The organism is Clostridium sp. AF50-3 (genome assembly GCF_003477445.1).
In the GTDB taxonomy this organism is placed as follows: Bacteria; Bacillota; Clostridia; order Lachnospirales; family Lachnospiraceae; genus Otoolea; species Otoolea fessa.
Genome location: NZ_QUDH01000021.1, coordinates 1 through 20321, shown reverse-complemented (window position 1 = coordinate 20321; position 20321 = coordinate 1). Strand labels below are relative to the sequence as shown.

Below are 20321 nucleotides of genomic sequence, written 5' to 3'. Positions count from 1 at the left end.
GATATGCAGGTATCTCGCAAAGCGCATGGAATCACTCCATGAATCAAGGTGTCACCGGCGTCCGGAGTGAGATCCCGACCGATATCGCGCGATGGTAAATCTGATAAAAGAAGAAAGCGATATCCCGTGTGCCGTATGTGGCAGAATACGTGAAATCCATGAAAAATGCGATTCGGTAAAAAAAGAAAACCGTCTGTAAAAGAATCTTTCATTCTTTCTCAGACGGTTTTCTTTTTCTGGCTTCAGAAGCCTTGTTCTGTCGTAAATGCTTTAGGTTGGTGGTAACTCATCCAATTCTGCCGGATGGTTATAAGCTTGCGAGCAGATTATCCATTACATTTCGCACAGAAACTCTTTTTCTACTTCTGCCTCAGACTCGGTATAACCTAACTGTGCAGCTAAACGATGTACCAGTACCGGCATTGCTTCCTGCTCTAAGGACTCGGAAACTACATGCTTTTCTGCTGGTGTGTTGTAATATGCCTGATATAAATTCTCCTGATATAAACCGTTATTGAATGTTCTTGTTGCTTTCATCATGATAATTACCTCCATCAAATAAAATTATATTTTTTCATATGATAGGCGGAAATCCATTGCAATATTCTTATGATACTATTACGATATCCGTCTGTGAAAATCTCTTGTTTCTTTCGATGGCAATAATATAACACTGTCAAACAAAAAGTACCATCCCGGAAGTGTATAAACTTATAAGTCATTTGCAATTATATAAACATAAGTTAATATATGTAATAAGTACCAATTTTGACACCCTGACTATGTACAAAAGTTACAAAAACAGCCATACTTGAAATATAAACAAAAAACGTCCGGCGGCGATTTGCGGATTTGTGCACCCCGCCTAAAAAAGAATGTACCTTGGCTCATTCGGGCGTCTCGCGCGGTCGCCTGCGAACGGTTCTGGCAGGGCTACTCGGATGGGTGCTGCCTACACAATGCGTGAACGGTGGCTTAACGGGATTCGCGGATTACCTCCTCAATATTTTTGTACGGAACCCGCGTAAAAAGCCCCCGCAGCTCTTCCGCCAAATCCAGTGCCATCGCGATTTTTGTGAGTGACAAAAGGGAAATCTGCCCCGTCGCCTCAAATCGCTTAATTGAGCCATAACTCACCCCACTCATGTCCGCCAGTCTCTGCTGTGAAATAGCGCGGCGTTTCCGGATGTTACGCAGCCGTGATGCCAGTTTCTGATCCAGTTCATCTGCAGTTTCCCAGATAAGTGCTTCCATATTGCTCTCCTGCCTCTCTAAAGATAATGACCTAACATGTCCTGCACACATGTACGAATCTGTTTTATCATTTCCATGCATCTCGTTTTTTTCATTCCGGCTGCAAGCCCAACTGCAAGCAGCTCCTTCTCACCCGGATTTCGTCCATTGCCATCTACGCTGGTCGTATGTTCCCCATAATATGTGTTGCTGTACGTCAGATCATACGCTGGTCCCAGGCGCCATTGCTCTTCCTCCTCCCGATATATATAAGTAAAATTCTTTGAATGATCATCCCGGTTGTGGGCAAACACATTAAAACACATACGGCGGAACATGTTTTCTATATCTTCTGCCTTCCCGTTCGTCAATATTTTCGTTAATTTCATCAATTGATGGTAATCCAGACTTGGCTGTTCAAAATCCAGTTCTAATAACGCCGCTGCCGTCAGCATATGAACCCGCTTTACCATCCCATTTTCTATTTCCCGATCAAATCGTCTGGTTCCAAAATATCCTTTGCATCGCCTTGAGGGAAACAATCTCGATTCACTAATGACAATTCCGCACTGTTTTGCACAGCACGCATAGTCATACTCCATCTTCCCTGCATCTTTTCCATCTATATGTGCCGGAAATTTAATCAGCCAGTCCTCTCCCTGAATCTGCGTCATGATTTTTGGGCGCGCACCTCCGCTTGTACCGCCCAGCCGGTACAGTTCATCCAATTTGTCCGAGTATTCGGTATTTAATATTTTCTGGCAGGCCTCCGCAAGTTCGTCCAGATTATCATTTTTCTCCTCAACCGAAAGTTCCCGCTGCGGACGATAGGTCAACGCCCCCATCCCAGATCTTCCCACAACCGCCAGCCGGTCTAACACTGTCCAATCGTCTGGCTGCTGCTTATGCGCCAGCAAAAGACGCCGCAAAAGCAGGCGCCCCCACGCATCTGGCAGGCTATCCGCAAACACCCCAAACAAACCTTCAAAATAATCCTTATTTGGAATAAACACCTGCTTTTTCAAAGGCAGTGAAAACGGACTGATCGAAAATCCCTCTTCCAGCCATGCATCATCATACTCAAATGCCACCTTGTGATTCGCTGTTAATGCAAGAGTTCCTACCAGTCTGTCTTCATACATAACCTGAAGTTTCTTTCCTGTCTCCATCCGCCCTATCCTTTCTCCTTTATTATCCCATAAACACAAACTTTAGGGAAATTCTATTTTAATTTTTTCCATTTAAATCATGGATAATATATTATCCATTAATGCTATTTTTTATTTGTTTTGTATAATATATTATCCATTTATTTTAATCTATCCACCCCTGATTTTCAAGCCTTCTACCTTCGCTTTTCAAAATTTCCCTCTTTACATCCTCTTCCATTTTTTTATAATAACCCTCGCGCAACAAAATATGGAATCAAGAGGCATAAAAAAAGAATCACCCGAACTAGCACTTTACGAGTGATTCTTTTTATTTAGTTTTAAAAAAACTTTGCATCCCCCTTCCGCCCGGACATCCGGCACCTTACCCGTCCTTCTCCGGCACCTCATCCCGCCAGACAACCGTCTCCACATCCTCAAACAGCTCCTGGTTGCGCTCGACCGTCAGATAGACAAAATCATCCGGCTGGTATTCATCCAGAAACGCCTCCGTGTATGTGTCAAAGGTCGCAAACACCGTTTTCCGGTATAGCTTCGGCATAAAATATTTAAGGTTCTGGCTAAAGGAATCGCCTACCACCAGAAGTGTTTTATCATTCGGCGAATCCGACTCAAATACTGCAAAGCTGTTGTCCTCGTTCATATCCACCGTCGTAGCCGTCACCTCCGGCAGATAATTCTGAATCACATATTCGGTATCGTCGCTGTACTCTGCTGCCATGTTAAGCATCCGCGCCAGGTCTCCGGACGCCGGTCCTGCCGCCTCAATCGAGACTGCACTGAGCGGTGTAGAGGTTCCAAGCAAAGTCTGTGCAATCTGCTGGCTTCCGATAAAAGAGCCGATCTGGTTCCAGTGCGTATCATATTTGTAATAAAGCTGATACGTGTCCGCCTCTTTCAGAAGCTCCGGCTTCATGTCATACACCGGAAGTCCCTGCGCCGCAAGCTCCGGGAGCGCCGCATCCAGACGCGACTCACTTCCGTATACCCGGACCGAATCCGGCATATATTCCGCATAGACACTTTCCTTGTTGGGTGCCTCAAACATCACAAACCGGATGCCGCGCTCTTTCATTTTCTCGTTTACCGAGGTAATCGCGTCCGCCAGCGCTGTTTTCTCATCCGCCGTATAGAGATTTGTCCGCTGATAATCCGCCAGCGCATCCTCGCCGTCCTCCGAAACGGTGTAAAACAGCCAGTTTTCTTTTCCGACCGTCACATCCGAAATCGAGCTTTCATTTAAAAGCTCCAGATCCAGCTTTGTCTTCGCCTTGACAAACAGATTTTTAAACGGAACATGGTCGTTGTAATACGCTTCAAATTCCGTCGGAATATTGTCAAAATTGGCAGCCGACAGTTCCGGAAAGGATGCCAATTCCCTGTTTTCATAATTCTGCTGGTCCAGATGGCTCCTAACCGCCGGATAGACAAGCGTCGGCAACACCAGGCTCGCCGCAAAGGAACCAATCAGAAGTATTTTTGTCCCTGTCTCTCGATTCATATCTCTCGTTTTCTTCTCCCTGCATGAATCCATCTTTCTGTACTTTCACGCCCTGCCGCCCATGCTTTCATTTTTATGTTCTCATTGCACAGGCAAGCATGCTTTCTACAGCGCTTTTAAAAACGGAAATAAATAAATGGATTGTATGTATTGTTGACAAGCAGCAAAATGGAAAACCACAGGATCGCCATGTAGCCGATCCAGCTTGCGACCGTCACCGAGCCATCCTGCGCCAGCACGCGCCCTTTCCATTTCATCCAAAACCACTGCACCGGACCACATGCCAGCAGCGCCGCCGCCAGAAACATCCAGAGTTTCCGGTTCATGTAGCGTTCCATCAAAACGACTGCGCTGTGCGGCACAAACATATACCGGATAAAGGAAAATGCCTGCCCGATCGTGTCCGCGCGGAAGAAAATCCAGCCGATCAGCACGACAAACACCGCATAGATATGCGCCAACGGCCGGAATTTCTCCTGCTTCAGCCATTTTCCCAGAAAACAGCGCTCCAGCACGTTGAAAAAGCCATGGTAAATGCCCCAGAAAATGAACGTCCAGCCCGCTCCGTGCCAGATGCCGGTCAGCAGAAAGACCGTCCAAAGGTTGACATACGTCCGCGCCGTGCCCCTCCTGTTTCCGCCGAGCGGAATGTACACGTACTCTTTAAACCAGCTGGAGAGGGAAATATGCCATTTCCGCCAGAAATCCTGGATCGAAGTCGCTGTGTACGGCAGCCGGAAGTTTTCAATAAATGTAAAGCCAAACATTTTTCCAAGCCCAATCGCCATGTCCGAATAGCCGGAAAAATCGAAATAAATCTGCAGCATATAGAGAAGCGCCGTCAGCCAGAGCATCGCCTGGCTCACATCCGCCGCCTGATACGCGTAGACCGCGTCCACCACCTCGGCAAAGGTATTTGCAGGATGACCTTCTTTCCCAGACCGAAAATAAAGCGTTTCACGCCGTAAGAAAAGCCCTCCAGCGTGACGGTCCGGTTTTCGATCTGCTCCTCGATGTCATGGTATTTCACGATGGGTCCCGCTATGAGCTGCGGGAAGAAGGAAATATAAAGCATCATGTTGAGCGGATTTTTCTGCGCCTGATTTTCGCCCCGGTACACATCCACCACGTAGGAAAGCGCCTGGAAGGTATAGAAGGAAATTCCGATCGGCAGCGTCACCTGAATCGCCGGAAGCGCTATATCAAACCCGCGAAGCAGCGGATTCAGCACCTCGGCGAGGAAATTGTAATATTTAAAATAGCCGAGGAGCAGAAGATTGAGCGTCACGCAGAGCGCCAAAAGCCATCTCTTTTTCCCGAATTTCTCCACCAGACGCCCGAAACCGTAGTTGAGCAGAACCGAAAAAATCATGAGCACCACATACCGCGGTTCGCCCCAGGCATAGAAAAAGAGGCTGAATACGGTCAGGATGCCGTTTTTGAACGGTTTGGGGCTCACGTAGTAGAGGAGCAGGATGCAGGGGAGAAGAACCCATAGGAAGATGATTGAACTGAAAACCATTTTATGTAAACTCCTATTGATAAGTTGTCGCAGAAGGGAGCTGCCGGAGGCGGCACTGGCAGCTTCTCAGATTATCGTTGTTCGCATCTCGATAATCCAATAGCTGTCAACACCATCTACAGCAGCTCCCTTCCCATCTACAGTACGTCTGAGAAATGGGGACGAAGTTTTTTGAATACCTTCAGTCCTATTATCATCAAAATAAATGTTACCACCCAGAAATAAATCGTCATCGTCGGCCGCTCGAAGAACCAGCTTCCCGTAAGCATGCTGTCGCGGTAGCCTGCGGCGATGTAGTAGAATGGATTAAGCTTGAATACCCACTCCAGCCAGGATGCGCGGCTGGTGAAGATTGCCTCGTCGTACATGATCGGGGTCAGCCACATGCCGAACTGGAGGCAGATGCCGACGATCTGCGCCATATCTTTAAAGAACACCTGCACGGCGCTGGTAAAATAGGTAAGCGCCAGTCCAAGCATCGACGCCGCAAAGGAATAGTATAACACCTGAATCCAGGTTGCAGACGGCATACGCCCGTCAATCAGGTACAGCCCCGCCATAATGATCAGGAAGCAGGCATGTACCAGGAAACAGGAGATAAGCTTGATAACCGGAAGCATCTCCACCTGGAATACTACCTTTTTAACCAGATAATGGTACTCCTGCAGGCAGTTTGTGCCCGTATTTAAAATCTCGCTGAAATAAAACCACGGGATGATACCCGGCGTCAGCCAGATGACATAGGTCGCCCCCGGAACCGGCGGCGCATTTTTCATGCCATGTTCACCGAAGATGAACGCATAGATCGCGATCGTAACCATCGGCTGGATAAACATCCAGACAATTCCAAAGTACGAGCCGACAAAGCGCTTGCGGAAATCCGCCTTGGCAAGCTCGGTGACCAATTTTCTTTTTCCTATCAGTTCCCGAAACAGGGAAATCAGTTCCCGCATTCTATCCTAACTCCATTCTTAAAATTTGAATGCATCCCGGAAGCCGCCCCATTTCTGGTCTTTCTCCGAAATAATCAACTCCATGCCTTCCTCGATCGGCCACTCAACGCCAATCTCCGGATCGTTCCATGCCATACCGCCCTCATCGCCAGGATGATAAAAATCGGTACATTTGTATGCAAATTCTGCCTCATCGGACAGTACCAGGAAGCCGTGTGCAAATCCTTCCGGAATGTAGAACTGCTTCTTGTTCTCCGCGGAAAGAACCACGCCAAACCATTTTCCGTAGGTCTCAGAACCAGTACGAAGGTCTACCGCCACATCAAATACGGTACCGCGCACTGCACGCACCAGCTTGCCCTGCGGATACTGTTTCTGGTAATGAAGTCCGCGCAGAACGCCCTTGACAGACATAGACTGGTTGTCCTGTACAAATACCATGTCGAGTCCCGCCTCATGGAAATCGTTCTGATTGTATGTCTCCATAAAATAACCGCGCTCGTCCTTGAAAACAGTCGGTTCAATTACATAAAGTCCCTTGATGTCACATGGTGTTACTTTAATCTTTCCCATTTTTCTATCTCCTTCTTATGCAGGTATTTCAATTCATTTTTCAATACGTAACTGGCATCATCCTTTTCGGCTGTGCCATCTTTAACTATATCATTCGTTTTTCTGGCTGACAACCTTTTTTACAGATGTTTGTGCCTCTTTCCCTCGCTCATTTTCATCCAGCGCAATCTTCTGCGCCAGATCCTTGATCTTCGTCTCCAGCTGCGACTGTTTGATCGACATATGGAACATTTTCACAATCAGGAGGAAAATAACCGCCAGATAGATAAAATTGGCAGTCGTGTACGTTCCCGCCAGCTCCGCCAAAAGATCCGGCAGCCCCGGAAAGATACTGAACACAATGAGAATGGACGAGAATCCCAGCCAGAAAATCGAATCCTCGATCTGGAGTTTTGACTGCCGGATCTTCCGCATAATCATAAAGGTTGTCAGGATCGACACGACGATCAGGACAACTCTGAGTGTTGGCGTCATGGCGCTACCTCCTCTTTCTGAAATTCTGGATTAACAGAATCGAAATCAGCATTTTAAGCATATACCGCATCGCATTGACCGGTGTCAGGTAACTGACTCCCAGAATCCGTTCATCCATGATGACCGGCACCTCCGCCACCCGCGCGCCCTGGCGGATCAGGTAGGAAACGGTGTCCGGCTCCGGACCGTAGTTAAGCCCCGATGCAAATTCGCGGATCATGCGCTTGCTGAACATCCGCATTCCCGAGGTCGGATCCTTGATATTGACACCCGTTGTGAAGCGGATCGCCATCTCGATCAGATTACTTCCAAGCATCCGCATCGTAAATGGCTTTTTCTCCCCGACAAACCGGGAACCGATGACGATATCGTAACCTTCTTCCATTTTCTTGATCATGGATTCCAGATACTCCGGACGGTGCTGTCCGTCTCCATCGAGCTGGACCGCATATTGATATCCGTACTTGTCGGCATATTTAAGTCCCGCCTGAAATGCCCCCGCCAGTCCCAGATTGACCGGAAGGTTCAACAGATTATATCCATTTCTCTGGCAGATCGCCGCCGTCTCATCGCGCGATCCGTCATTGACGACCACATAATCATACTGCGGAAAATTGGCAGTCAGATGGTTCACAACCCGCTCTATATTTTCGGCTTCGTTGTACGCCGGTATGACTATCAAAAGTTCGGCTTTTTCCGCCCCAGAAGCTTCTTCTGTGGACAATAACGCCTTATCTTCCATCGCCCACTTCTCCTTCCCAGTATGCCGGATTCATCGTCAGGCTTCGAATCAGCCCCTCCGGCAGCTTTTTATAATGCTTTCCCAGCCAGTACCCGGCATATTTACTTCCGCTCGCCATCACAAGCTGCGGCAGAAGAAGCACATGACCATTTTCCACCAGCCATTTCGCTGTTTTCTTCACCAGACGGATTCCCTCGCCCTCCGAATGAAGGCGCCCAAACACCTCGGGGTGATCCGCCTGCGATACGCCAAGGTCGAAATTCCGGTGCAGCTGCTGCATCGCCGTATAATTGTGGGAATGGATGACCTGCGCGTCCGCCGCGTAGGCAATCTGATACCCGGCTTCCACCGCGTGTCCGGCAAAAATCATATCCTCGTTGAAAATGGTTTTCTTCGTAAATCCGCCAAGCTTCAGGTAAATATCCCGCCGGTATGCCGCGCAGACATTGGAACAGAAATACGTCTTGATTCCCAGCTCGTCCTCGTCCTCTTTCCCTTTCAGACGGCTCACCGCCGGATAATTAAAGTCCCTCGTATACCGTTCAATCACACCGCAGTCCGCCGCCGGAAGCTGTCTCGCATATGCTGCCGCCACACGTTCCGAAGCATCCAGCGCCTCCAGAAGCTCTTTCACCAGATTCCGGTCATACGGCACGCAGTCGTGCGTCATGCAGATGCAGACATCCGCATCTGATTTCAAAATTCCCTCATGGCGCGTCCTTCCATGGTCAAATTCCGACTGGCGGATATGGCACACGGTCAGCTTTGTATCTTCCCCCTCAAATAAGGACTCAAACCGCTCAGCATCCCAGTACTTTTCTTCCGTATTCATGATGATCACACGGCCCACCGGCACACTCTGTTCCAACAGCCGCCGCAGAAGTTTTTCCAGCTTATCCCCCGGTTTGAACGTAGGTATAATCACATCGGCTTTTCTCATTTTTCGTACTCCTTATAGGCTTTTCTGTAAAAATGCATCAGAATCTTTACCATCCAGTCCGGCCACATTTTCCGGAACATCGCCATCTCATCCGCCGGGCGCCGGTTGTCCTCGATGCAGGCTTTCGTCGTCGCCGCCGCATGAACGCGGTAGGCAATCAACGGTTTTTCCGAACAGATAAAACGTCCCTTTTTGCCCGCCAGCTCGTAAAGGTTGTCCCAGTCCAGCGCAAAATCATACTCCGAATGGAACATATCGTCCCCAATCTGTTCTTTATTGTACGTGCAGGACGGACAGCAGATTGAATTGCCAAACCAGACACTGCTCCGCTTGATCCATGTGCGGTTTGCCAGGAAACGAAGCCGCAGCGGCAGGCGCAGTATCTTTTTTACCAGCCAGACCATGTTAAATGGCTCCGGAATGGCTTTCATTTTTCCCTCTTTCTCCGTCATGCGGATCGTGAGATAATCGCTCGCAAACAGCAGCAGATCCGGATATTTCTTCCATGCCTTTAAAAGCTTTTCGGCATAATCGCTGCGGTATCGGTCGTCCTGATGGGCGATCGTGACGAAACGCCCCTGCGCCTTTCCATAGGCAAACATCCAGTCCTCACGGATATTGCTCGCCCCGTCCCGCACATAGAGCGGCACCTGATACCGCGCTGCCAGCTCCCGGATATAGCTGCTCGGCGTCGAGGTACAGCAGATCACCTCCGATTTGACCGTCTGTCTCGTCACCGAACGCAGACATTCTTCCAGATACGGCGAATCCTTGTATGCACAGACCGCAAATGTATGAATGATTTCCTGCTGCATCTCGTTCCCTTTCTCTCTCGCTCTTTCATGCCGCACTTCTGCCTTCTCGTTTTTCAAGAGCGGTACCTGCTTGAATTTATTTTTACCAGACTTATGATCGATTTTAACGTTTCAAACATCTTTGCCTGTTACTGTTCACGCATACGTGCCCAGTAACGGAATTTGCCGTGGCTTCGCATTTAAATACGGCAAATTCCTGCTACCACCACGTTTTCTTACGGCACTTTCGGTTCCAAAAGTGCCTACCCGTATACAGTAACCTTTGCCTTCTTCTAGCTTGCTTATGCTTACCGGCAGAACTTCATCCAGATATCCAGATAAACCGTTGCCGCCAGAATCAGCGCCGCCGCCCCTAACACCAGCGCATGATAGTTTTTATTCTCCATCCGCACCATTACCCGATCCGGGTTTAAAACCAACCAGACAAGCGGCAGAAATGGCAGGTAATAGCGCCCCTGTACGCCGTCGATATAGGTATTACCCGGTCTGGTGAATGCGATGTACATCGAAGTCCAGACCAGCACTGCCGTTCCCGCGCAGAGTATAAATATCCACAGCTTCTGTTTTTTTGACAGACGTTTTCCACAAAATGGCTGCCCGGCTGTGAGGATAACGGCCGCCGAACCGGCGTACAGCGCCCACGGAAATGACATCGTTCCCGTGTGTCCCAGAAGTCCCAGGGAATTTTCGCCCAGCACATAGGACGGAAGCGTCCGGAACAGGTTGCAGATCAGCACCCACGCGTAGGCAAGCGGCTGTCCCAGAATGTACGCCATCTGCCCTTTCTCGCTGGTGCTGTCACCTCTCGTATCCCCGATATCGCGCGGCGCGATCAGAACCGGCAGGATGAAGGATAACATCATCAGACCGCAGATCACGATAAATCCACCCTTCATCAGGTATATTTCCCGTTTAGAACGGAACTTTTCTGCCGGAATCATCAGTCCCAGAAGAATTAGCGGCGCATATACCGCCTTGACGCGGCAGCCCCAGACAAAGGTAAGCACGATAAGCGCATACGCTTTCCAGTCCATTTTCCGCCCGCCAAGCGCCGCTTCCAGAATGCCCGCGAAAGACAGCCACAAAAATGCCGTGACGGTCGGGTCATAGGAATATGCCCCCGCCAGCATCATCGGCTCGGGCATCAGCGCCAGAAATGCCAGGATCGCCTTGCCGACCGGTGTCTTTTTGATGGCAAAATACAAAACTGCCGCATAGACATAGAGATTTCCCAGCCTCCCCAGCTATACAGGATTCCAAATGGGATATGAAGCAGCCCTCCCGCTTTCAGCGCCAGCGCCGAACCCACATATCCGGTCATCGTCGTTTTGTTGAGATCCGTACTCCAGAGATGTTCACCGTGCCGGTAACCCGCATTCTGATTCAGATACGAAGTGAGCGCCGCCTGCTCGTCCCGACTCTCCGGCTGATTGTACGGCCAGGTATCTACGCCCGTCGTAAACTCCTGTAAAAGCGCCGGTTCCGCCTGCACCGGCGTCCGGTAATTTGCCATCCAGAATGCCTGCGCGAAATGCACTTCCTCATCCCAGCTCACCTTATTTGCCGGGAGCGACAGTGAAAATATTGTTCCAAACGTCAGGGAGATCAGCAGAAATCCAACCTCGATGCGCTTTGCCACGAAATCCCGGAAACAGAGAAGTGCGATCAAAACCGCCGCCGCACACCAGAAAAGTCCCAGCCGGTACCAGTTGATACCTGCCCGCGCCACCGTCGCAAACCCGGTCAGTGCAAGCGGCATCCCGCCAAAATTCATGTAGGAAATCCCTTCTTCGTCTAGATCCTCCCGCGTAATCAGAAGATCCACGTAGTCCAGCTTCCCATTCACCGGAACCGAAGAAAATTTCAGCACCCGGCAGTTGCGGTCCATGACCATCTTTGCGTCGTGCTCCCGCTGCTCGCCGTAGATGTTGCGGTAACCGAGGCGGACGGTGGCATTTAACAGACCATCGTAATCATAGTGGTAGAGAAACTGGCTGACATAGCTACCGTCCAGTGGAATGTGAAGATAACCGCTTGCATCCGAAAGCTGCAGCACCTCTGTTTTTTCTGTCTCTAACCGCTCAAATCCGCTCACCTGCACCTCGTCCAGAGCGATCGTCCGCGTCGCCTGCCGCGTCCATCCATTTGCCCGGAGCGCCGGGAAATTGCAGACAAACTCGCCCAGAACACCGATCACAAAGACTGCCACAAGCGCCAGAAGCAGCCGCAGCACATCTTTTTTCTCTATTCGATTGATAAAATGCCTGTTAAACTGCATCTGTACTTCTCCCTTATTTTTCCCGTTTACATTCGGTAAATTTCTGCTGCCACCACGTTTTCTTACGGCACTTTCGGTTCCAAAAGCGCCTACCCGTGAACCGTGTTTTGTCTTTCAAATCAAGCGCTCTAGCGCACTATCTTCTCCACGCCCCTGTGTTCCAGGATGCGCTCATAATCCTCAATATAATCAACCTCCGCCCAGAAATGCCCGCTGACGTCCTCGACATAGACCGGCTGCTGCCCGGTCATGCTGTAAACAACATTTTCCCACCAGACGCCGTGCTCCTGGCGGTCGATCATCTCCTCCATCCGGCAGATAAATTCCGGCATAAATGCCGCTGAAAACCGTCCGATTCCGATGTACTCGCCCGTCACATCATCCCCGGTCAGCTCTTTTCCATATTTTTTCAAAATTCCATCTTCATAGAAGAACTTATAATCCGCTGTCTCCCGGCGGCTCTCGTCCGCAAACATCACCGGGCTCCTGCCCTGCGCGAGGATCCGGTCAAGCAATTTTTCCTCCAGGTATACGTCACCGTTCATGATCAGCAGATCGTCCCCTGTCAGGAACTCCTTCGCAAACCATGCAGACGCGATGCTGTTTGTCACATCGTAAAACGGGTTGTAGAAAAAGGAAACTCCCTTGTCTGCCAAGACCTCGCGGATCACCTGCGCCTCATAGCCCAGCACGATGCCGATATCCTGGATGCCGCGGGAATGAAGCAGGTCAATCGTGTACTCGATCAGGCACTGCCCGCCGCCGATATCCACCGTACATTTTGGTTTTCCCGACAGATAACGCGAGATCCGGGTTCCCCGTCCCGCTGCCAGAATCAATACTTTCACAGAAGTCCCCTCCTTTGCATATCTTTCCATGCCGCAATCAGGCTGTCATTGTCTTCCGGCGTCAATGCGCCGATATGACCGACACGGAACACCGTGTCGGCAAGCGCGCCGCCGTTCGGGCAGATCCAGATGCCGTATTCATCCTTCAAAATCTCAAAAATCCGATGCGCTGAGACCGTTTTCCCCTCTTTGTCCACGCCCGTCGGGTGAAGCGGCGTCAATGCCGCCGAGAGAGAATTGGAAACGATCTCAAACGGAAGATCTTTTATTTTGCTTCGGAAATCCTCCGCCTGACAGCGGATCCGTGCCTGTTCTGCCGCAAGCCCTTTTTCCTCGATCATCGTCAGCCGTTTATGAAGCTGTAAAAGCACTCCGACCGCTGGTGTAAACGGCGTCTGCCCCCGCTCGCCATTTTTCAGATAGTCGCGCAGATCAAAATACATCGAGCGGACCACCGTCTCCTGCACTCTCGCGATCGCACGCGCCCCCAGCACCAGAATCGAGAGTCCCGGCGGAAGTGCCAGCGCTTTCTGAGAACCGGTCAGCACCAGATCAACGCCCCATTTTCCCATCCAAAATGGATCGGCAAGAAACGAGCTGACCGCGTCAACCGCCAGAATCAGCTGGTTTCGTCTGCAAAAGTCCGAAATCAGCTCCATATCATAGAGAACGCCCGTGGAAGTCTCATGGACATTGACTAAAAATCCGGTAAATCCTTTTCCCTCATACGGTGCCAGGTCTTCTGCCCGAAGCGCCCGTCCGCTCTCCAGCTGGATCTCCTCATGAGGAACTTCATGGATCTCACAAATTTTCGCAAACCGCGCGCCAAAACTGCCGCCGTTTACGACCAGCACGCGGTCGCGCTCTGTAAAAAGGTTCATGACTGCCGCTTCCATCGCCGCCGTGCCCGAACCTGTCAGGAAAACCGCCCTCGCATCCTCCGGCGCCCCCGTGAACTGCTTCATCAGGCGCTCATTTTCCTTCATAATTGCAGAAAATTCCGGTGTGCGGAAATATGGCACTTCTTCCGCCCCGATCGCCCGGATTTCCTCGTCCATCTGAACCGGTCCTACCGCAAAATTAATCATACATTTCCTCCAAATCTATCTAATGTACTCTCGAAATCTTTCTGTGCTCGATTTTGTGAGATGATTTTTTGTCAGTTGTGCCCAAATTTCTGAGGCGTACGCGGTGCGTACGTTGATGAAATTCGGGTGCGGCTGGCGGAAAATCAGCCACAAAAGCAAGTGCAGAAAGACTCCGAGAGTACATTCTAAACAAGTTCTATATCCCGCGTACCCGTCTCCGGTACATCACAAGCGACGTCAGTCCAAAGCAGGCAGTCAGTGCCGCCATCAAAAGCAGATACGAAAGCGATCCTCCCAGCAGTCCCGCCGCCCGTACACAGGGCGAAGAAATAAGGAGCGCCGCTGCCGTCACACCGACATAACCCAGAAAAATTCGTTTCTGCTCCTGCATAATGATGAGTGCATAATAAAACAGATTCACATACGCATTAAACGCGCCGCCCAGAATGATAAACGCCAGCGCCAGGCGGCATTCCCGCAGCATATACGCAATCTTCGGATATAACATTGAGAGAACCGGGATTCCGAGAATCCAGGCACCCCCGACTGCCAGCGCCGTAAGCGCCGCGATGATTGCCGCCAGCCGGCCTACCGTCCCGGCAAATTCCGGGAGCGCATTCCGCTCCCACTGATCCGAGAGTTTCGTGATATACGGGCGGATGACGAAGCCTGCCACCAGATTGATGACGCTGGTCGGCATAAAGATCGCACCGAATACCGCCTGATACTTGTCCGCCATATTGCCCTCGATCGCATATTTCGCGGCAGAAAAAACATAAAAATCCAGAATAACCGATAAAAACAGGACTACATTTTCTTTAAACAACAGCCCGACACGCCCGGAGCGGACCTCCCAGTCCACCTGCGGCAGATGACCGATTACCGAAAAATCAAACAGGCACACGCCCGCCAGCTGCGCCAGTACCGCCGCCAGGCAGGAGCCAACCAGGTTGTGGGTCGCATTCAAACTGCCTAAAAAGACACCGACCGATAAAACCGTCCGGAATGCGTTTGATTTGCCCGTCAGATACAGGCGTCCATCACGCTGAAATTCTGCCTCGTAAGCGTCCGCGAAACCGTCGATCACCTTGTACGCGACCATTAAAAACACCGTCGCCGCCTTGACAAAGGCATAGTCCCGGTTGATCACCGTCACATAAAAAAGCCCGGCTACCAGCGCCGCGCCGCAGGTCATCAGGCGCAGCCGCAGATATTCGCCAAACGTAAACCGCCGCCTCGTATCCGTGATCTGGAACGGGCGGATGCCAAAATAGGCCACCATAAACATATGCTGACCAAATGTAGAATACGCAAAGGAGAAGATACCGCCCTCATCCTCGCCGACAATCTGGATGACCGCGATCGTCAGCACCATGGACGCCAGTGCATAGAGAAAGCTCCCTATCATATTCCAGCTCATATTTCGTTTTTCAATCTGCCCGTCTCCACCGATCAGGGCGTTCGCTAAATATTTTACCACTACAGTATCTCTTCCTTTGAAAATTCCAGCCGGCTCGGCGTGTGTGTTTTGCGTTTTTCAACCGGCGGAAGCTGCATGAAATCGCCATACATTTTTGTCAGCATTTCCTCGATATTTCCTGGGAAATTCATGCGTCTGCCCTCAAATTCCAGCTTCCGGAGCGGATAACAGCGCGTCCGATCCACGACATTCCAGTATGGGCTTGTGTCCGGCAGAAATGCCATCCGGCGTGTCCGGTATTTATTGTATTTACGGCAGACCCGCTCACAGCGCATCCGCAGCCACTGAGGCGAGATATGGAGCAGCTTCATCGCCTTGTAGACCATCCCGCAGACCGCCCAGATAAGCTTCGCCTTGATGCCCCGCTGCTGCAGCGTCGGACGCGGAATCGCCCGCAGAATCATCAGCTTACTCCAGAACCATGCCGTCCACGACTGAATCTGGTATAGAACCGGGTTGTCCGCCACATTGTCAAGCACATACAGATCCAGAAAGATGCCGAACGGACAGTCCACATCCTTCATAACCTCCTCAACAAACACCGTCCCCTTCTTCACCAGACGGGTCGTCATCAGCGGATAATTGGGATATCGCTCTGCATTGAGAACCAGATACCGGTCGCTCATCTTCTTTTCCACGATCCGGAGCAGGCGCTCAAAATCCCGCCGCGGCATCGCAATATCGATATCGTCGTCCCAGGGAATAAATCCCTTGTGCCGCAGCGCACCAATTCCCGTTCCGGCTATCCCGAAATATTCCAGATGATAGTCTTCACAGATCCGGATAAAATCATCCAGAATCGACAGAATCTCTCCCTGCAGCTGTTTCAGAACTTCTGGCTCATAAAATTTACTGTCCATATCGATGTCTGTCCCCTCCATCAAGCCCGCAGAACACCCCACGCCTGCCGCAGCTGATCATATTTTTCTTAATAGTATGAGGGTATTCTACTATATTTTAAAGGAAAAGTAAACCGCGGCTACTTTTTACCCTCTTTCTCAGGTTCCCACACCTCTATCTCCCACTTCCATCCAAACAGATGTCCCGGAAGCGAATATGCCGCTCCGATCCCCAGCCCGATTGCGACCGCCATCTTGATTGTATCCATACCATACTGAAGCGCCAGCGCTTCCTGCCCCATAAAAAAGTTGTAGGCGGTATAATAGATCGCCGCTCCGGGCACAAGCGGGAAGATGCCGCAGACCAGAAAGAGGAGCGTCGGCGCTTTCCGCTGTACCGCCAGACAGCGCGACAGCATCGTCAAAACCGCGCTCGCCGCGAAGGTCCCGATGATCGGCGTCTGATAAGCTGCCATGACCGCCAGATACACGCCCCAGCCGACTGCCCCGCAGATACCACAATCCAGCCAATACTTCTTCGGAACTCCAAACAGCGCCGAAAAGGCGGCAGTTCCGACACAGGCCGCCAGAAGCTGCCCCAGAATTTCCCCTGCCATTTCCATCAGAGCATACCTCCCATCGCAAACATCCAGAACCGCAGTGCCACACCAACTCCGATCGCGATACAGCCCGCCGTCAAAAAGGCGTCTACAAAACGGATCAGACCGGATAAATAATCATTTTCCAAAAAATTCCGGATCGAATTAGTCAGCGGCACCCCTGGCGCCAGCGTGAACACAGCTCCGATCATGACATGATCCAGGCTTTCTCCCAGCCCGATCCAGCACAGAAAACAACAGCACAATGCAAGCACGCTGCTCGTCATGATCGTCTGCATCATCCGGGACGAGGAAAAGCGCGGAGCTGCGTATAAAAGGAACAAATACAGCAGCACGCCCGTCACAAATGCCGCCGCCGTATCGCGCAGGCTGCCCTGGAACAGGTAACAAAATCCAGCGCTTCCAATTCCTGCCGCCAGAACCTTTCCCCGATTTTCGATCACTTTCATCTGTTCAATCTGCTCAAGGCGCATCCGCATCTCATAAGGACCACATTTACCCGCCGCAATCTTTCTCGACAAATCGTTCAAGGCATCCACCCGGCATAGAATCGTAGGTGCCAGCGCACATGGCAGATACGGCTGGAATAAAACCGCCCGTCAATCACCACATTTGAAAAAATCCCATTTGCAATCACATACGCATTGAATGCTTCGAGACGCAGCGCCCGCGCCGCATACTCCATCGCCTGCTCCGCCCGGAATACCTCCCCGCCATTGGAAAGAATCGCATTCCCCAGACGAGTCACCAAACGGAAGCGCTCGATCTGGGAACAATCCTCGATCGAAGCACGTACTATTTCCTTCATTCTGTTTCTCCCCCTGTTTTTATTTTCTGTCCACCTGTTTTCTCTATCCCATTTTCTCCCCCATCTATCCGCTCACTGATTCACTTCTCCAAATCCGCCGCCCATTTTGGTCTTTTCCCAAAAAATCGTTCCATTTCGAATTAAATTTACCCGTCAAAACTACCCCTTTGGTTGACGTTCCAACAAAAATCCTGTATAGTGAATATATTATATTAAAGAATGATGCCGCAAGGGGGATATATCTATGGATCATAATGTTACCATCGGTGCCAAGGTAAAAGCCTTCCGTACCGCAAAAAAATACACACTGAAACAGCTCAGCGAAGAGTCCGGTCTGTCCATCGGCTTTCTTTCCCAGTTGGAGCGCGGTCTCTCTTCGATTGCAATCGACTCTCTGGCAAAGCTTGCTACGATTCTCGGAGTCAGTCTGTCTTCGTTCTTTGACTCCTCCGCCGATCAGGAGAAATCCCCGGTCAGCCGGAGTTTTGCCATGCACTGTTCCCAGATCAACCCCCAGATCGTACAGTACCTGGTCAATGGAAATGCACAGGGATTTGCCTGTCTTCCGCGTATCTTCCACCTGATGCCGTCTGCCACCACAAGCTCTGAAAACCAGCTTGAGATGAATCAGCACGACGGTGAAGAATTTATCTACGTTCTGGAGGGTATCCTGACCGTATATCTGGACGGCAGCGAATACTGCCTGAATCCGGGCGACAGCATCCAGATCCACTCCCAGACCCCGCATGACTGGGTCAACAACACAAACCGTGTCGTTAAGATTCTGACCGTACACACGCCGAATCCGTTTGTTCATGGGAATGAAGTCGTATTTTAAACAGTCTGCGCGGTATAGATACATAATAAAAGCTGTCTCTTTTAGAATTTCAAGATGTTTTTATTTTCTTTTTGGTTTTCCCATCTCAGGAAACAAAAACTCCTGCACTTCTGAAAAAGACAGCTTTTTCATATCTTTTACACCGTATACACCATTTTTCCTGCCAGATACACTTCCAGCACATCATCCAGCGCACGAATATTCTTTGAGACATCTCCCTTTACAACCAGCAGATCCCCCGCCAGGCCCTCTTTCAGGCTACCCGTCTCCTTCTCGATTCCAAGCACGCTCGCCGCATTGTATGTTGCGGTTCTCACTGCCTCCACCGGCGTGATTCCATAGTCTACCATATAGCCGAGTTCCTGATGAATCGGAAGCGGCGGTGCCTTGTAAAGTACCATATCGCTGCCTGCCAGCACCGTGACCCCTGTGTCATAGAGCTTTTTAAAATTATCCCGGTATGCCTCAAACGCCGGTTGGAAAAATGCCTGATCGTGAACGGCTCTGGCGGCGATCGGGTTGTCCATGTCCACACCCGCCTCGATCATCTGCTTTGTCTGCTCATACAAATATGTGTACGCCGTGATCGTCGGCGTCCACGCGATTCCTTTTTCCGCCATCTGGCGCGCCTGCGCCTCTGTTAAAAAGGTTCCGTGCTCGATCGTGTCAAATCCCGCGTCAATACACATCTGAATCGACGGCTGCGTACCCGAATGAACCGCGATCTTCACCCCCTGGCGGTGCGCCTCATCCACCGCTGCATCCAGTTCTTCCTGGGTAAATTCCGGAATATCGCCGCGGTTGCTCGTCAGGATCTTGACCCAGTCAGCTCCCGCGCGCAGCTGTCTTCGGATAGCGGCGCGCACGCCCCACGGGCTGTCCGCCTCCTCGACCCCATCCTGATGTCCGTGTCCTCCGGTCATGCAGATACCTGCGTCCGCATGGATGATCCGCGGGACCGTCACATATCCCTTCTGACCTGCCAGGCGCAGCTGCTTCATCAGATTGGGCGGACAGGACAGATCGCGCACCGTCGTGATACCGAGCCGCAGCGACTGTTTCGCCTGCTCCAGCGCATAGTATGCCACCATATAATCGTCATAATTATCCAGATCCGGCTGGCTGTAGTAGTAGCCGAAATGCACATGCATATCAAACAGTCCCGGCAGGATCGTCGCCTCGCCGTAATCCTTTACCATCTCTTCCGGGTAGCGCCCCGCCGCTTCCGCAGCGTCTCCTATCCAGCCGATTTTTCCCTCTTTATCCAGATACACCGCCTGATCCTGCAAACAGGTTCTGCCATCTCCGGTAATTAAATACTTCGCCCTTAGAATCATTTTCACGGACTTCCTTTCTCTTTTTCATAAGCATGAAATTTTCAGTCGAATATCGTCATTTCATGCAGTTTTTCAGTTTTCTATATCGTAACACCGGGATTTTGTTCTTGTCAATATTGGAATGCGGAGTGTACGCTAAAACGTGTTTCAATTGTGTTACTGTTCACGCATACGTGCCCAGTAACGGAATTTGCCGTGGCTTCGCATTTAAATACGGCAAATTCCTGCTGCCACCACGTTTTCTTACGGCACTTTCGGTTCCA

General features: G+C 50.6%; 23 protein-coding genes. 1 reads left to right on the top strand and 22 read right to left on the bottom strand.

The window, feature by feature from the left end; genetic code table 11:
- Positions 1–333: 333 nt before the first annotated feature.
- From DW085_RS16675 to DW085_RS20260, 21 genes are all read right to left on the bottom strand, one after another.
- Complete coding sequence (locus tag DW085_RS16675) at positions 334–540, bottom strand: hypothetical protein (protein ID WP_107000704.1); 207 nt, start codon at positions 538–540, stop codon at positions 334–336.
- A gap of 435 nt (positions 541–975) precedes the next feature.
- Positions 976–1254, bottom strand: coding sequence for a helix-turn-helix transcriptional regulator (locus tag DW085_RS16670; protein WP_107000705.1), 279 nt, complete (start codon positions 1252–1254; stop codon positions 976–978).
- 17 nt (positions 1255–1271) lie between these two features.
- Positions 1272–2402 (bottom strand): type II toxin-antitoxin system HipA family toxin, encoded by a 1131-nt coding sequence (locus tag DW085_RS16665; RefSeq protein ID WP_118493864.1) that lies wholly within the window; start codon positions 2400–2402, stop codon positions 1272–1274.
- Positions 2403–2766: 364 nt separating this feature from the next.
- Positions 2767–3903, bottom strand: a complete 1137-nt coding sequence (locus DW085_RS16660; RefSeq protein WP_182430925.1) for a hypothetical protein — start codon at positions 3901–3903, stop codon at positions 2767–2769.
- A gap of 116 nt (positions 3904–4019) precedes the next feature.
- On the bottom strand, positions 4020–4802 hold the full coding sequence (locus DW085_RS16655; RefSeq protein ID WP_284525768.1) for an MBOAT family O-acyltransferase: 783 nt from the start codon (positions 4800–4802) through the stop codon (positions 4020–4022).
- Positions 4766–5425, bottom strand: a complete 660-nt coding sequence (locus DW085_RS20265) for an MBOAT family O-acyltransferase (RefSeq protein WP_284525767.1) — start codon at positions 5423–5425, stop codon at positions 4766–4768. The genes DW085_RS16655 and DW085_RS20265 overlap by 37 nt, the downstream gene beginning before the upstream one ends.
- Positions 5426–5562: 137 nt before the next feature.
- The gene (locus DW085_RS16650; RefSeq protein WP_022360049.1) at positions 5563–6378 is read right to left on the bottom strand and encodes an ABC transporter permease; all 816 of its coding nucleotides are present in this window, start codon (positions 6376–6378) and stop codon (positions 5563–5565) included.
- Between the two features lie 18 nt (positions 6379–6396).
- Complete coding sequence (rfbC, locus tag DW085_RS16645) at positions 6397–6951, bottom strand: dTDP-4-dehydrorhamnose 3,5-epimerase (protein WP_022360048.1); 555 nt, start codon at positions 6949–6951, stop codon at positions 6397–6399.
- Positions 6952–7041: 90 nt separating this feature from the next.
- The gene (locus DW085_RS16640) at positions 7042–7425 is read right to left on the bottom strand and encodes a DUF2304 domain-containing protein (protein ID WP_022360047.1); all 384 of its coding nucleotides are present in this window, start codon (positions 7423–7425) and stop codon (positions 7042–7044) included.
- A 4-nt stretch (positions 7426–7429) separates the two neighbouring features.
- On the bottom strand, positions 7430–8167 hold the full coding sequence (locus DW085_RS16635; protein ID WP_107000710.1) for a glycosyltransferase family 2 protein: 738 nt from the start codon (positions 8165–8167) through the stop codon (positions 7430–7432).
- Complete coding sequence (locus DW085_RS16630; RefSeq protein ID WP_118493858.1) at positions 8157–9107, bottom strand: glycosyltransferase; 951 nt, start codon at positions 9105–9107, stop codon at positions 8157–8159. The genes DW085_RS16635 and DW085_RS16630 overlap by 11 nt, the downstream gene beginning before the upstream one ends.
- Positions 9104–9979: a glycosyltransferase family A protein gene (locus tag DW085_RS16625; protein ID WP_338108854.1), complete on the bottom strand. Its 876-nt coding sequence runs from the start codon at positions 9977–9979 to the stop codon at positions 9104–9106. The genes DW085_RS16630 and DW085_RS16625 overlap by 4 nt, the downstream gene beginning before the upstream one ends.
- A gap of 230 nt (positions 9980–10209) precedes the next feature.
- Entirely contained in the window at positions 10210–11127 is a 918-nt protein-coding gene (locus tag DW085_RS20020; protein ID WP_243034073.1) for a DUF2142 domain-containing protein, read from the bottom strand.
- Positions 11067–12200 (bottom strand): hypothetical protein, encoded by a 1134-nt coding sequence (locus DW085_RS20015; protein WP_243034072.1) that lies wholly within the window; start codon positions 12198–12200, stop codon positions 11067–11069. Before DW085_RS20015 ends, DW085_RS20020 begins: the two co-directional genes overlap by 61 nt.
- Positions 12201–12328: 128 nt before the next feature.
- A complete protein-coding gene (locus DW085_RS16615) occupies positions 12329–13048 on the bottom strand; it encodes a phosphocholine cytidylyltransferase family protein (protein WP_022360042.1) in 720 nt (239 codons plus the stop codon).
- On the bottom strand, positions 13045–14136 hold the full coding sequence (locus DW085_RS16610) for an aminotransferase class V-fold PLP-dependent enzyme (RefSeq protein WP_118493855.1): 1092 nt from the start codon (positions 14134–14136) through the stop codon (positions 13045–13047). Before DW085_RS16610 ends, DW085_RS16615 begins: the two co-directional genes overlap by 4 nt.
- Before the next feature lie 196 nt (positions 14137–14332).
- Complete coding sequence (locus DW085_RS16605; RefSeq protein ID WP_338108855.1) at positions 14333–15616, bottom strand: lipopolysaccharide biosynthesis protein; 1284 nt, start codon at positions 15614–15616, stop codon at positions 14333–14335.
- Positions 15616–16476, bottom strand: coding sequence for a LicD family protein (locus DW085_RS16600; protein WP_233430211.1), 861 nt, complete (start codon positions 16474–16476; stop codon positions 15616–15618). The genes DW085_RS16605 and DW085_RS16600 overlap by 1 nt, the downstream gene beginning before the upstream one ends.
- Before the next feature lie 119 nt (positions 16477–16595).
- Complete coding sequence (locus DW085_RS16595) at positions 16596–17078, bottom strand: threonine/serine exporter family protein (RefSeq protein WP_233430212.1); 483 nt, start codon at positions 17076–17078, stop codon at positions 16596–16598.
- Positions 17078–17605: a threonine/serine exporter family protein gene (locus tag DW085_RS16590; protein WP_284525766.1), complete on the bottom strand. Its 528-nt coding sequence runs from the start codon at positions 17603–17605 to the stop codon at positions 17078–17080. Before DW085_RS16590 ends, DW085_RS16595 begins: the two co-directional genes overlap by 1 nt.
- Entirely contained in the window at positions 17602–17883 is a 282-nt protein-coding gene (locus DW085_RS20260) for a threonine/serine exporter family protein (protein ID WP_284525765.1), read from the bottom strand. The genes DW085_RS16590 and DW085_RS20260 overlap by 4 nt, the downstream gene beginning before the upstream one ends.
- A gap of 244 nt (positions 17884–18127) precedes the next feature.
- Here DW085_RS20260 and DW085_RS16585 point away from each other — a divergent pair, with 244 nt between their 5' ends.
- Positions 18128–18721 (top strand): cupin domain-containing protein, encoded by a 594-nt coding sequence (locus DW085_RS16585; RefSeq protein ID WP_022360036.1) that lies wholly within the window; start codon positions 18128–18130, stop codon positions 18719–18721.
- 137 nt (positions 18722–18858) lie between these two features.
- Here DW085_RS16585 and DW085_RS16580 read toward each other — a convergent pair whose 3' ends face one another.
- Positions 18859–20058: an amidohydrolase family protein gene (locus DW085_RS16580; protein WP_107000716.1), complete on the bottom strand. Its 1200-nt coding sequence runs from the start codon at positions 20056–20058 to the stop codon at positions 18859–18861.
- Positions 20059–20321 lie beyond the last annotated feature (263 nt).